This window comes from Roseiflexus sp. RS-1 (genome assembly GCF_000016665.1).
In the GTDB taxonomy this organism is placed as follows: domain Bacteria; phylum Chloroflexota; class Chloroflexia; order Chloroflexales; family Roseiflexaceae; genus Roseiflexus.
The window spans coordinates 948,371-962,081 of sequence record NC_009523.1 but is presented as its reverse complement, the minus strand read 5'-3'; the positions used below and the strand labels follow the sequence as shown (position 1 = coordinate 962,081).

Annotated in this window: 11 protein-coding genes and 1 tRNA gene; 7 read left to right on the top strand and 5 right to left on the bottom strand. The window is 60.6% G+C overall.

Features of this window, described 5'->3' with window-relative positions; genetic code table 11:
• Positions 1–13: 13 nt before the first annotated feature.
• Positions 14–976 (bottom strand): IS110-like element ISRfsp2 family transposase, encoded by a 963-nt coding sequence (locus ROSERS_RS04010; protein WP_011955546.1) that lies wholly within the window; start codon positions 974–976, stop codon positions 14–16.
• A gap of 360 nt (positions 977–1,336) precedes the next feature.
• On the opposite strand from ROSERS_RS04010, the gene ROSERS_RS04005 reads away from it, so the two are divergent.
• The 7 genes from ROSERS_RS04005 (at position 1,337) to ndk (ending at position 9,124) form a co-directional block, all read left to right on the top strand.
• A complete protein-coding gene (locus tag ROSERS_RS04005) occupies positions 1,337–2,662 on the top strand; it encodes a DUF5939 domain-containing protein (RefSeq protein ID WP_011955545.1) in 1,326 nt (441 codons plus the stop codon).
• A 6-nt stretch (positions 2,663–2,668) separates the two neighbouring features.
• A complete protein-coding gene (locus ROSERS_RS27120; protein WP_041332966.1) occupies positions 2,669–2,869 on the top strand; it encodes an adenylate/guanylate cyclase domain-containing protein in 201 nt (66 codons plus the stop codon).
• Positions 2,848–3,240 carry an adenylate/guanylate cyclase domain-containing protein gene (locus ROSERS_RS24700; protein ID WP_332249095.1) on the top strand — a complete coding sequence of 131 codons (393 nt, stop codon included), beginning with the start codon at positions 2,848–2,850 and terminating at the stop codon, positions 3,238–3,240. The genes ROSERS_RS27120 and ROSERS_RS24700 overlap by 22 nt, the downstream gene beginning before the upstream one ends.
• Positions 3,218–3,294: transfer RNA gene (locus ROSERS_RS03995), tRNA-Pro, on the top strand. Before ROSERS_RS24700 ends, ROSERS_RS03995 begins: the two co-directional genes overlap by 23 nt.
• 229 nt (positions 3,295–3,523) lie before the next feature.
• A complete protein-coding gene (locus ROSERS_RS03990; protein WP_011955544.1) occupies positions 3,524–8,128 on the top strand; it encodes a tetratricopeptide repeat protein in 4,605 nt (1,534 codons plus the stop codon).
• 54 nt (positions 8,129–8,182) lie between these two features.
• A complete protein-coding gene (locus ROSERS_RS03985; RefSeq protein ID WP_085979092.1) occupies positions 8,183–8,530 on the top strand; it encodes a roadblock/LC7 domain-containing protein in 348 nt (115 codons plus the stop codon).
• A gap of 144 nt (positions 8,531–8,674) precedes the next feature.
• A complete protein-coding gene (ndk, locus tag ROSERS_RS03980; RefSeq protein WP_011955542.1) occupies positions 8,675–9,124 on the top strand; it encodes a nucleoside-diphosphate kinase in 450 nt (149 codons plus the stop codon).
• A gap of 324 nt (positions 9,125–9,448) precedes the next feature.
• Here the strand turns inward: ndk and ROSERS_RS03975 are convergent, their stop codons facing one another.
• The 4 genes from ROSERS_RS03975 to ROSERS_RS03960 form a co-directional block, all read right to left on the bottom strand.
• Positions 9,449–10,717, bottom strand: a complete 1,269-nt coding sequence (locus ROSERS_RS03975; RefSeq protein ID WP_011955541.1) for a glycoside hydrolase 5 family protein — start codon at positions 10,715–10,717, stop codon at positions 9,449–9,451.
• The gene (hepT, locus tag ROSERS_RS03970) at positions 10,714–11,145 is read right to left on the bottom strand and encodes a type VII toxin-antitoxin system HepT family RNase toxin (RefSeq protein WP_011955540.1); all 432 of its coding nucleotides are present in this window, start codon (positions 11,143–11,145) and stop codon (positions 10,714–10,716) included. The genes ROSERS_RS03975 and hepT overlap by 4 nt, the downstream gene beginning before the upstream one ends.
• On the bottom strand, positions 11,142–11,564 hold the full coding sequence (mntA, locus tag ROSERS_RS03965; RefSeq protein ID WP_011955539.1) for a type VII toxin-antitoxin system MntA family adenylyltransferase antitoxin: 423 nt from the start codon (positions 11,562–11,564) through the stop codon (positions 11,142–11,144). The genes hepT and mntA overlap by 4 nt, the downstream gene beginning before the upstream one ends.
• Positions 11,565–11,762: 198 nt before the next feature.
• The gene (locus tag ROSERS_RS03960) at positions 11,763–13,673 is read right to left on the bottom strand and encodes a VanW family protein (protein ID WP_011955538.1); all 1,911 of its coding nucleotides are present in this window, start codon (positions 13,671–13,673) and stop codon (positions 11,763–11,765) included.
• Positions 13,674–13,711 lie beyond the last annotated feature (38 nt).

Sequence of the window (13,711 nt, the reverse complement as noted above, 5' to 3'; positions counted from 1 at the left end):
ACTGTGTTGCTTGTCAAGGGGCGCTCGTATGCACAGCCGGATCCCAGGGCTTTTGCTGACGCAATATTGCGCCGAGAATAGTCAGCAGCTTGCGCATCGCAGCGACGATGGCGACCTTGCGCGGCTTGCCAGCTTGACACAGGCGCTGATCGAAGGCGCGCCTGACCAGACGGCGCCGCGTGGCCGCCAGGGTCGCCATGTACAACACGCTGCGCCCATCCCTCCTGCCGCCGGAGATATGCCGGGGTTTGTGCTGTGCGCCGCTCTGATTGGCATACGGCGCAACGCCCACAACGGCCGCCGCTTCCTTGCGATTGATGGTCCCCAGTTCGGGCAGGCGGAGCAGCAGGTTCAGTGCGGTGATCGCGCCGATGCCGGGCACGCTTTCGCGCAGCTCCCGTTTCCGGCGCACCTCGTCGGTGCGCTCCGCCTCGTTGTCGCGTTCCTGCTCAAGCGCACGGATCTCCTGATCCAGCCAATCAATATGCTGCTGGATGCCCGGGCGGAGGTTCGGCGCGGCAGCCGTCAACCGATTGATCTCAGCCGTCCGCATCTGAATCACCTGCTCCCGCCGGACCAGCAGGTCGCGCAAGGATGCGCGCTGCTCGTCCGTCGCCTGGTGGTGCGGCGGGCGCACCCGTTCGGCAAAGCGGGCGAGCAACCGGGCATCCAGGCGGTCGGTCTTCGCCTGGCGTCCTTCCGCGTGCGCCAGGGCGCGCACGCGGCGTGGCTGCACCCGCGCCGTCGGCAAGCCAGCCTGGAGCAGTTGGGCGAACACCATGCGCTCCAGCCCGCCGGTCGCCTCCAGCACAATCAGGGTCGGCTGCAGGCGCTGGAGTCGCGTGACCAGGAGCTGGACACCTTCGTCGGTAGACGGTATCGTCTCGCGTGGCGCGTGCGGGTCGGCGCCAAACGCCACATCCAGCGTCTGTTTGGAGACATCAATGCCGATAAAGAGCGACTCACGGGAAGCCATCCACAGAACCTCCTGAGGAAAACGGCGCCAGCCTTGCTAGCATATGCGGGTTTGAGGGCCCAGATAACTGTTCGGCTTGGTCGCGTTGAAGGACACGGCTACCCAACACTCCGCGGCGATCTCGTGAACCTGGCGCAGAACGGTATACCGTGTCCCGTTAGATTATACTAGAGCGCAGAGTCTTCCATTCATTCTCTGCGCCTCTGTTGTGAGATGAACTTGTGAGATGAGCTTTTTGCAGGAGACTCATCTGTTTGTAATCATTCCCTTATCGTGGTGCATATCGTGCTGCCGCTATAATGTACTTGTGAGTGCATACTATGCACACGACTATTGATACAAATCTCAAAGGCGACGTTCATGAAACCATACACCATCCATCTTCACTCCAGCATCATTCTTGACGCGCCTGTTGAACGTCTCTGGCCCCTGCTCTCCGATACGGATCGCACCAATCGCCTGATCGGCCTGCCCGCCTTCGAACGAACCCGCCCGGACCGCGATCTGATACAGATCGTGTACGGTCATTTTCTCGGCGTTCCAGTCAGCTGGCGCGAGCATCCCTTCGAATGGATCTTCGAGCAGCAGTTCTCGGTCGAGCGCGAGTTTGCACCGCCACTGCCGGTTGAACGCTTGCAGACGGTAACCCGTTTCACATCGCTCCCCGAAGAACGCACGAAAGTCGATGTCGAGGTGCATATCGCGCCGCGCAACCTGGTTGGCGCTATCGGCGGGCGCCTGATCATCGGTCAGCGGATGCTGCGTCAGTTACGTCACGTCTATCGACAGACGGGCGCACTGGTCGCTGCGTCGGAGCAGGCGGTTCTGCCGCCGGTCCGCAAACCGCGCGTCAATCTCCATCGTTTGCGCGTCGCCGCAGAACGTTTGCGCTCCTCTGGCATCCGCGAGTCGCTCATCGAGCGGCTGGTTTCCCATCTCATCAACGCCGATGATTCACAGGTGCTCAAGATGCGCGCCTTTGCGCTGGCTGATGCATGGGGCGAGCCACGGATGGACGTGCTGCGCATGTGTCTGTACGCGACGCGCACCGGCTTGCTCGACCTGGAATGGGATGTCCTCTGTCCCAGTTGTCGTGGCGCAAGCCAGCGGGTGCGCTCCCTCAGCGATCTCGAGCACGACGCCTACTGTCCATCGTGCGATGTGCGCTACGACACCAACTTCGATGAGTCGATCGAGGTTCGTTTCAGCGTCAACCCCGACATCCGCGATGCGGTCGATGTGCCCTACTGCATTGGTGGACCGGCGAATACGCCGCATATTGTTGCACAGATCGCATTACCCGCCCATGGAAGCCGTGAGGTGCGCCTGCGCCTGGCGCCCAACCGCTATCGCCTGCGCAGTCGTCAAATGACAGCGCGGGCAGTGTTCGATGTGAGCGATCATGCCGAATCATCAACGGCGCACATTGTGTTCGGCAATGGCGAGACGCTGATCGATCCGCCGGTGATCAGAGCGGGCTATGCAACGGTAACCATCGAAAACGCCACTGCTACGTCGGCGCTGATCGTCATCGAGCAGCGCGACTGGAGCGAACAGGCGACCAGCGCCGCGCTGGTGACGTCGCTCACCGAGTTTCGCCAGATGTTCTCGTCGGAAGCGCTTTCGCCGGGGGTTGGCATCGCCATTCGCAGCCTGACCTTTCTGTTCAGCGATCTGAAGGGGTGAACGGCCATGTATGAACAGATCGGCGATACGCCAGCCTATGCACGGGTGCGCGACCACTTTGCCGTTATGAGCGCGATCATCGGCGCACACAACGGCGCGCTTGTCAAAACCATCGGCGACGCCGTGATGGCGGTGTTCGCGTCAACCAGAAGCGCCGTAGCTGCGGCGCTGGAAATCCAGCGCGAATTCACGCTCGGCGAAAAATAGCGCGCGGCAACCCGGCGCTACGGATCAAGCTGGGGATGCACACCGGTCCATGTATCGCCGTCAATGCCAACAACCTGCTCGATTACTTTGGCTCAACGGTCAACATTGCGGCGCGGGTTCAAAATGAGAGCGTCGGCGGCGACATCGTGCTGACCGATGCGCTGATCGACGATCCTGCAGTGCGCCCATTGCTGGAACAGGAAGGGGCCATCCTGGAGCCGTTCGAACGTGAACTGCGCGGTCTGTCACAACGATTCCGGCTCACCCGCGTCTGGGTAACACCACCAGCAACGCTGGCAAAAGAATCATTGACAGAACTGCCAGACATGGCTACAATACCAGGGACTGCGGGGCGTGGCGCAGCCTGGTAGCGCACCTGAATGGGGTTCAGGAGGTCGCTGGTTCAAATCCAGTCGCCCCGACCATCCTGTGTCGCACAAGGTTCCATGACGACTTGCATCCTTGTGTTGCAGGTCGTTGTGTGCTTGATTATTGTGCGCATCCTCTTGCATCACCTTGACGCTTGCGCTATAATGCCTCTAGTTTTACGCATGAGAGGGTGCTGGTGCGCCCTGACACGTGCAGTTTCTCATCGGGGCGTAAAAGATTACACGACACTGCCGTCGCTGCAGTTCGGGCGCCAGGAGGATTGGAATGGGACATGTGAGCCTGCAGGCGGCTTTCGACCAGACCCGGCAATGGCTCGAATCCGACGATCTTGATCGCGCGATCGGGATGGTGCAGCACATCCTTGAGACGTACCCGAAGTGTCTGGAAGCCCATCAGATGCTTGGGGAAGCGTTTCTGTCCAACCGCCAGTACGAAGAGGCGCGTATCGAGTTCGAGAAGGTTCTGAGTTTCGACCCGGAGCATATCCCGGCGCTCGTTGGGCTTGGCATGACCAGTGAGCGGCTTGGTCAACTGTCCAGCGCGATCGCCGCCTTCGAACGTGCGCTTGAGATCAAGCCTGACCTGCCAGAGTTGCGCAGCCAGTTACTGCGGCTCTATACCGAGGCATGGGGCAGTGAGTATGCACATCTACGCCTCAGTCGTGTCGGTCTGGCGCGATTGTATGCGAAAGGGCACATGCTACCGCAGGCGATCTCCGAATTTCGCCAGGTCGTGGCGGATCAACCTGACCGCCTCGACGCGCGGGTGGCGCTGGCAGAGGCTCTCTGGCGTGATGAGCAGGAGGAAGAAGCGCTTGAGGTATGCCGCGCCATCCTTGTCAGCCATCCCGATGTGTTGAAGGCGAACCTGATCCTGGGGTACATCGAACTGGCTTCTGGCAATCCATCCGGTGAGCAGTACTGGAGGAAAACTCTCACCATCGACCCGTACCAGTCGATGGCGCGGATGCTGTTCGAGTCACTCCCGCCTGTTGATGTGCCAGAGCCGGTGATCCCGGAGTGGGACGAAGCGGCATGGATCAACCGGCGTGTTACTGCTCCCGTCGAACAACTCACTGCCACACGATCAATGGAGGCGACCACGCCGACCGCTGTGGCGGCGCCGCCGCCACCTCCGCAGGCGTCGCCATCCGTTTACGATGATAGCGATGATTTTCTTGCCGCGCTGCTGGCAATCGACACGGCGCCGCCCGTGACGTCGTCTCCCGTCGAGGAAGCCGCAGTTGAGATCGATGCGGATACACGCCCGTTCACGCTCGAAGAGTTGGGGTTGAGCGAAGCAGAACTTGAGCGTCTCGGCGCCTGGGATGAAGCGCGTGAGCAGGAGACGGAAACGCCTTCCTTACAGGAAGCGTCGCCGCCTGCCGAAACCGCGCCCGCCGAAGAAGCGCCGTCCGAGATTGGCGCGCTGCAACCGTTCTCGCTCGAGGAACTGGGGCTTTCGCCGGAGGAGATCGCCGCGCTCGACAGCGTTGCCACGCCGCCTGCCGAAACCGCACCCGCCGAAGAAGCGCCATCCGACATCGGCGCGATGCAACCGTTCTCGCTGGAAGAACTGGGACTTTCGCCCGATGAGATCGCCGCGCTCGACAGCGTGACCACACCGCCTGCCGAAACCGCACCCGCTGAAGAAGCGCCATCCGACATCGGCGCGATGCAACCGTTCTCACTGGAAGAACTGGGGCTTTCGCCGGAGGAGATCGCCAGTCTCGACAGTGCTGCCACGCCGCCTGCCGAAGAAGCGCCGTCCGAGATCGGGGCGCTGCAACCGTTCTCGCTCGAGGAACTGGGGCTCTCACCTGATGAGATCGCCAGTCTCGACAGTGCTGCCACGCCGCCTGCCGAAGAGGCGCCGACCGAGATCGGGGCGCTGCAACCGTTCTCGCTCGAGGAACTGGGGCTTTCGCCGGAGGAGATCGCGAGTCTGAGCGGCGAACCAATCCTTCCTCAGGCAGAAACATCGCAACCCGATGATGTTGAGATCGATATGCAGCCCTTCTCGCTCGACGATATCGATATTGAGGGGGGGGGGTATCAACCAGCAGTGAAGCCAGGCATCGGGTTCGATATCGGAGATGTTCCGCCAGACCTGCAACCATTCTCGATGGAAGAATTGGAAACCGGAGGGCTGAGCGGGCAGACGGATATAGGCGAGTTGCCGCCATCACTGCAACCATTCTCGCTCGACGAACCTCCGGCGCCGCAACGTCCGCGAATGGCGGGGTTGACGCCGGAAGAGGCGTCCGAAAGCCCGATCGAAGAGGAAGAGCCGTTCATTCCACGCGGGTTTAGCTGGCAACAACCGGCGCAACGCACTGAGCCGACATTCCTGCACACGGCATCTTCAACAGCGCCTGCGGAAACAGGCACCATTTTCGAGAAGTTGCAAAAGCAACGCGAAAGTGTGCGTCTGCCGGGTGCAGAAGAGCCGCCTACCCCTCCAATTGCACCGGATGAACATCTGGGTTTGTTCTCGCTGGACGATATATCGCTTCGCGATGACGATCAGTTTGAGGAACGAAGACTCTTATCCGTCGGGGCAGAGCAGCAGCTGCCTGCTGTGGGTGCGCCTGAACCTCCGCAGCAGGAGGAGCCGGTCAGCGCCGGTGATGCCGCGAAGCCTCACGCGGCGCATATCGAAGACGTCGAGGATATCGAAGCGGGTCTTGCCAGCGGGGTCATTCAACCATTCTCGTTTGCCGACCTTGGGCTGACCGAAGAGGAGATCGCCGCGTTGGGGTTGAACGTTGCACCTGAACAACCGGTAACGCAGGCGCCGGAGTCCCCTGCTGAAGCGCCTGCCGGGTTGACGTCGCGGGTCGCTGAGGAAGAACCTGTAGTCGCTCCGCCGCATATCGAAGAGCCAGTCGCAACCCACGAGTCGAAGCGCACGGACATCGAAGCGGAAACGCTGGAAGAAGCGCTTGCCCGCGGGGAGGTGCAACCGTTCTCGTTCGCTGACCTGGGGTTGAGCGAGGAAGAAATCGCCGCCCTTGGTCTCAGTACGCCGGAAGCATCGGCGCCGCCTGCCGAACCGGGTACACCCGCGCAACCGGCGCGTGAGGCGGAAACGCTGGAGGAGGCGCTTGCCCGTGGGGAGGTGCAACCGTTCTCGTTCGCCGATCTGGGGTTGAGCGAGGAGGAGATCGCTGCGCCTGGTCTCGGCACGCCGGAAGCATCGGCGCCGCCTGCCGCACCCGCCGAACCGGTCACACCCGCGCAACCGGCGTATGAGGCGGAAACGCTGGAAGAGGCGCTTGCCAGTGGAGAAGTGCAACCGTTCTCGTTCGCCGACCTGGGGTTGAGCGAGGAGGAGATCGCCGCGCTCGGTCTTGGTGAGCCGAAAGCGTCGACGCCGCCTGCCGAACCAGTAGCGCCGGTTCAGCCAACGACTGAGACAGATGAGTTCGAGATAGTCCAGCCTGCGGCGCCAGCCAAATCTCCCGCTTCAGCAGCGCCTGAATTGGTGGAAGAAGAAACTGGCATCGAGGATCTCCAACCGTTCTCACTTGCCGATCTTGGGCTTTCGGAGGACGAACTGGGGGAGTTCGATCTCTCAGATCTGGCAGAGGGCGGTCTGGAGTACGAAGAAGGACGCCTGGGCATCACCGAGGAAGAACTGTCTGCATTGGGAACGGGCGGCGATCTCGAATGGCTGCCGGAACCCGCGTCTGTCCACGAGCCGCCAGTCGAATCATTCGAGCTGGCTGAGACATTCCCTGGCTTTGAGAGCGTTGATGAAACGGTGGATCGTTTGATCCGGCTTGGTCACGAGCGCGGGTATGTCGATCTTGCCGACATCATAGCCACGGTAAGGGATCCCGAAGCGGAAGCCGACCGGATCGATGAAATCGGGCGCAAACTGCATGCTGCACGAATCCAGATCCGCGACGGCGATGAGATCATCGACCTTGATGCCGAATATGCGGAGGAAGAGACGCCATTGCCGGTGGAAAGCGCTCTGCAGCCCGCACTCAACGATATGCCATCAGAAGAAGACCTGATGCGGCCCTTCTCACTGGAGGAACTTGGATTATCAGACGACGAGATTGCACTGCTGGCCGCCGCAGCCGCAGGGCAGCAGGAGAACGTTCCACCGCCTGCGGAGGAACCGTCGCTCACTCCCTTCTCGCTGGAGGAGCTGGGATTATCGGACGACGAGATCGCTATGATCAGCGCTGCAGGCAGTACTGTCGAAACATCGCCTGTGGAAGGGCCGTCGCTCTCGCCGGAAGAACCGGAATCGTCGGGCGCTGAGGTGACTCAGACGACCAGATCTGCTGCAACGTCCGATGTTGCACCACCACCTTCTGCGACGAGCGAAGTAGAGGCCTTCTCATTGATCGATCTCGAACCAGTTGCTCAGCCAGAAGCGACTGTTCCACCACAACCGCCTGCGCAGGAACGCAAAGAAGCGCCTGCATCGGTTGTGCCGCCGACGGGCGCCGAAAAACAGCCGCCTCCAGCAAAGGCAGCGCCGATCGCTGCTGCCACATCGCCGCCATCGCCGCCGCCTGCCGCTCCAAAAGACCTGAGCGCCTTCCCGGAACTGCAAGAGTATGTGCGCATGCTGGATAGCGATCCGGGCAATCATATTCTTCGCCTCTCAATCGCACGGGTCGGCGGGCAGGTGGGTATGGTGGAACTTGCCATGCAGCACTACCGCAGCCTCATCAAGCAGAATGCGCTCCTTGATGAAATTGTCGATGATCTCAGCGACATGATCGCGGAGACCAGCGACATCAGCCTGCTACGCAAACTCCATCGCACCCTTGGCGATGCCTACTCGCGTCAGGGTCGCTTCCGCGATGCAATGCGCGAATACAGCTGGATACCAGGACAGGGATAATCTGCGCAATCTGTGTTGCGCCGCTATGAGTGGTAAAGAGCAATGACTGTAAACATGCGCCGGATCGTTGAAGACCTCATCCGAGTTGAGGGGGTCATCGGAAGTTTACTCGTCGGAAAGGATGGCCTGGTTGTCGCCAGTACGCTGATGGATGAGGAAGATGCCGAGATCCTGGGCGCTATGTCGGCAGCCGTGTTTGGAGAGATTGACAAAGCCACGCGACGTATCGGCGTTGGCGCGTTGATCGACTCGATCATCGACGCGGAGCAGGGTTCGATTCTGATGCTCGAAGCGCGGGAATTGATCCTGGTGGTTATTACCCAGCGCATGGTTAATCTGGGCCTGGTCAAAATGGAGATGCGCCGGGCTTCCAAGCGAATTAGCGAAGCTGTTCCGATCTGATGATCTCTCCCTGTCTGGTGCATCGTTCCCGACGTGGCGCCTACATCTGGAGCAACAGTGTTCGATGGGTTGTTTCGCGCCTGTGAGCAGTGTGCTCGGGGCGCGATGTTTGTGTCCTTGTGCAGATAAAGGAGAAGAGGAGGCATGGAGCGTTCCCTGATCATCCTGAAACCTGACGCAGTGCAGCGCGGTTTGATCGGTCCGATTCTGACGCGCATCGAACAGCGTGGATTGCGGATCGTCGGTATGAAGTTGATGCAGATCGATGAGTCGCTGGCGCGCCGACACTACGCCATTCACGAGGGTAAGGCGTTCTTCGATAGCCTCATAACCTACATCACGTCGGGTCCGGTCGTGGTGCTGGTGGTCACCGGCAAGAATATCATCGAAATTGTGCGCTCGATGGTCGGAGCGACAAACCCGGTCAAAGCAGCACCGGGGACTATCCGTGGCGATTTTGCGCTGGACATTGGACGGAATCTCATCCATGCCTCGGATTCACCGGAGAATGGTGAGATGGAGGTCAGTCTCTTCTTTCGCCCCGAAGAACTGGTCGAGATGCACCGCAGCACCGATCAGTGGATCTATGAGTAGCCGGGGAACGTACACTGCTTCGCCGGGGGGCAACGAGCACGATGACCCTTTCTGACGCCTGGCAGCGCTCCCTCAACAACGCAAGGTTTGTTCCAATCGGCAACCATCCCGCAGACCCGGCGCCTGCGGAATGGTTTTTGGGGTCTGATCTCGAAAAACACCCTGCTTACCGCCTTTGCGCCGCCGATCCTTACGCGAGTGAAGGAGTATCGTGCCTTCGACCTCTCTATGAGGGTGTGACGCCCTCGCTCCATGACAACAGCGGCAACAGAGAGCACCTTCCATTTCTGCGCGTCTCTTCGGGCAACGTCTGCGCAAATCCCGCTACGCTCTACTGTTGAATTCCTGCCACCACTCGCGGAACATGCGCACCGGGTTGCTCCAGTACCGTTCGGCATCGACAGCCGGGGGTTGCGGGCGTTTTGTGGCGGCATCACGCAAGCGCCGGGCAATATCACGCACTGCTGCGGCTGCCGGTTTCTCACGCCCCTGCGCATCGCACACGCCAATGGTTCGATACCGGCGTGTGCGATCCAGTGGCGGCGTCTGCCAGCGATCGACGGGAAAATCGGCGAAGGCTGGCAGCCAGACCCCGGCGGCGCCATCGTGATAGAGCCGCTCCAGCGCCGTGTGGATGAACTCCGCCTGTTCCCCGACTGTGCCGCGATACAGTATCATCGTCTGCCCGAAGAGATCATCCTCGAACCATCCAGCCGATTCACCTTCGGTTGTGGTGGGCATACCGACGCCGATGACGACCATCCGGCGTTCGGCAAGCCCGGCGGCAAGCATATGCAGATACGCGGCTGGATTCGTATGGCGCATCTGATTCTCGATGGGTGTTTCAGGCGGATCGACAACGACGCCAGCACATGCACAGCGCTTTGCCACATCTTCGGGTCGCGGACCGGAACGTCGTTTTAAGCCAACCGGCGAAACGACTCCCATACACACTGCGCGCGGTGCAACCTGTCGCAGTTCTTCGCCGATAGTCTCGAGCCAGCGATCTGCTGCCTGATCAGACTCAGGGCGATGGACACGCTCGAACCCCTCGCCAACCTGCCATACCCGGACTGCCGGATGATCGCCGAAGTAGCCAGCAACCTCGCGCACCAGATAGCGTTGCGCCTCGACGATCATCGGCTCACTGAACAGATCGCCGCACTGCACCGGGCGATACCTTCCGCCAGACAGGACCGGAACCAGCCCCGGCGGGCGCACGATCAGCAACGATTGCCGTCGGTGCACGCGCTGCAACACGCCAAGAATATCAGGACCGTTCGCCCATGCCGGTATCTGCAACTGACCGAGCGTGGCGACCGGAAAGAGCGCCAGCACAACCCGCAATCCGACGGTGTGGGCGACATCGAGCGCGTGCTCCAGTGAGCGCATCGCGCGACTGTTGATCCGCGTCGGACCCGGCTGGAAATCCTCCCATACCAGGCAGAGGCGCACGGTATCAAATCCAAGAGCGGCAATGTGCGCCAGTTCATCGCGCACTGCGCCACGATCATAGCGCTGCCAGAACAGCGGACCTGCCTGACGCGGCCAGTATGTCACACCAAGCGAAAAGGCATCATTGAGCGTTGTCATGGCAGATTCTGTGCATCAAGGAATGCTCCGACCTGACTGAGAAATTGTTCAAATGCAGAACGTTCGTGCTGCAACACCTCGTAGACGCGATCATAATCAATCGACATGGACTGATGCACGAGAATGTTACGAAAGCCAACCATCCTGGCAAGCCTGGCGCCAGGATCGTCGGAAATAACGCCAGCGCGGGCAACGGTTAACACTGCATCATGCCCGCTATCGGGCAATGGTAATGAGAGACCGGCGATCAACTGGTCGCATACACTGATGACAACCTCGATTGCCAGTTGAAGCGTGCGATCAACTGTTGCACGTATGCGCCAATCCTGATCGAGATCGGCGCGCGAATGTTGTTGCAACTCGCGCAACTGCGCCACATAGACCTGGAGTTGCGCAAGATGGCGAGCAATGGTCAGAGCGCCGGTCATGGACCGAGTCTCACGTTTCCTTCAGCGAACTGTTTCATGCGGGCGCGCAGCATTCGGCGGTAGCGCGGCGCCCAGTCGAACCATTCCTGCATGGTGCGCACCTCGAACGCTACTCGCTCCTCATCATTACGATTGTACAGCACATGGCGAGGGCGGAGCGCTTCGTAGCGCAGCAGCGGCGGCGCATCGTTCAAAACCGCCAGGTCGATGGCATCAGAGCGATAAGCGGCGCTCAGTCGCCCGATCAATTCGAGGCGCCAGCGCGCGCGCTCTTCCCGGGTTGTTTCTGGCGCAAACAGTACGGCGATGTCAAAATCGCTACGAGCATGCACACGTCCACCGGCGCGTGATCCGAAGAGCCACGCAACCACCACCGGCGTGTCGGCGAAGATCGTGTCGAATGATATATCAGCACCCATCTCTACCATTCCTATAGACGCTCTCAAGGGTAGAGTTCTTGGGAGAGAAATGATCGGTTTTCTGCATTCCCGTGCGCTTTCCCCCTCATCCCCCCAACCCCCCTTCTCCCACAAGGGGAGAAGGGGGACTCTGGACGTCCTGAAGCCCAGAACGAGAGAGAGAACGCAGGGGCTTCCAAAAAAACCACCCCTGTAAGCCTATGGACGCCTGGTTCCGCGCACAAAGACATCGGGCCAGGCTTTGAAGCGGGTGAAGAAGAGTTCGGGCGTCTTCTGCACCCCCTGCTCGGTGATCACCCGGTAGACCTTGATATCCATCCCGCGCCGCGCCCGATCAGTCTGACGCACGGTTCCGAAGGGCAGACCAGGATCATTCACGTACACTGCCTGCGCTGGCGGAGGCACAACGTTGGTGATCTCCGGTCCCACCACCGCCACACGTCGATCCGGTCGCGTGCCGTAGAGACGCACACTCAGCACCTGTGCGCTCGTATCGGCGACGGCTTCCATGAGCAACCAGTGTCCGGTGTCATTGATGAATCTGAGATCCTGCACTCCGGTGTAGATCGTCGCATCCATGCCAGGCGCTGCCTGGTCGGGGAAACTGAAGGCATCGTACCAGGAAATATAGAATGGGTGGGCATGGCGTTCGGTGATCGGTAAACCTGCCCAGAATGCGGCGCGAAACACTGTAGTTGACACCTGGCACACGCCGCCGCCCCACTCGAGTTGGGTGCGATTACCGATAACTGCATACCCCTGGACAAAGCCATGCTCCGCATCGACCGCGCCAAGTTGCGTGTTGAAGGAGAACTCGGCGCCGGGCGGGATGAGCACTCCGTCCATTCGTGCAGCGCCAGCCTGGATATTCGTCACACGATACCCGGCAGAACCGGCAAAACTCGATTTTCCTTCCGCCACCAACTCGACAATGCCGAGGGTTGGCAGTGTTTCTGCGGTAATCTGCGGTCGGATCGTTTCGACCGGGAGTTCGACAATGTGATCCTGTGTGCGTAGCGCCAGACGGATCGCTTCGACGGTTTCGGATTTCTTGAGGCGCAAGCCATCGCGCCCCGGCGCCACGATCTGAAGACGCCCATTGCGAAAGGCGACCCGCGGCTCGGCGCTCGCTGAGTCGACGAATTGCGCCAGACGGTCAACCGCACGTTCCAGCCGCGCCTGGTCGATATCGACGAACATGCGACCGTCGGTGACGCTGATGGTCAGCATCTCCGCAATCCGATCCGGCTCCCATATCCAGCGCCGTTCCCCCTGCTGGAGTTCGAGCGGTCGGCTCAGCAGCAATTCAGCATCGACAACCGCAGCGGCAATATCTTCATCCGCCAGCGTCGGCTCGAGGATGCGGGTACGGAGCGTGACCGTCTGTGGTTCGAGCGATTGCAATGCGCGCAAAATATCGAGCGCCGTGGCATCCGTCAGGAGTTGGCGCCCGGGTTGGGCAGCGGTCGGCAGCACCTTGCCGGCAGCAATACTGAGCGCTGCATCGCGCGGCGGGCGGTCGATCTCTCCAGCGAGACCGATCAGGTACTGCTGTACCCGCGCCGCGTCCACCTGTAGACGCGGCGCAATATCGACCCCGCCGTTCTGCCGCAGTTCCCACAGTTCTTCGATCCGACGCAGCGGATTGCCGGTGCGTCCAACGCCAAGCGCCATCGAAGCCGCCTGATCGGGATCGAATTGAACACCGAGATCGTCGAGTGAAGGTTGCCAGGATCGCCCTTCAAACACCAGCGTCAGCGGCGCTTCGATGAACGGTGCATAGTGCGATACCAGTGCGGTTCGGATCTCTTCACGCGACAGACCGCCAACCGGCATACCTCGAATGCTGACACCGGGCATGGCACGGTCGGCGGCAAGCACATCGGTGATAAATGGCTGCGCGAAAAAGAGCGCTACGCCGAGCGCAGCAATGATCAGCAGAACACCCAGCACCGGCGCACGACGGGGACGCACCGGCGGTGTGCGTCGCGGCAACCTGGGTTCTGATGGTTCAGGCGGCAACTCAGGCGGCGGCTCATCGATCAGGAGCCGCCCCTCGCCCTTGCGCCGCCGGATAGGACCATACTCCTGATAGTACTTCTCCGACATGGCGGAAACTCAGGCGACGCAACAGAAGCCGATTCTTC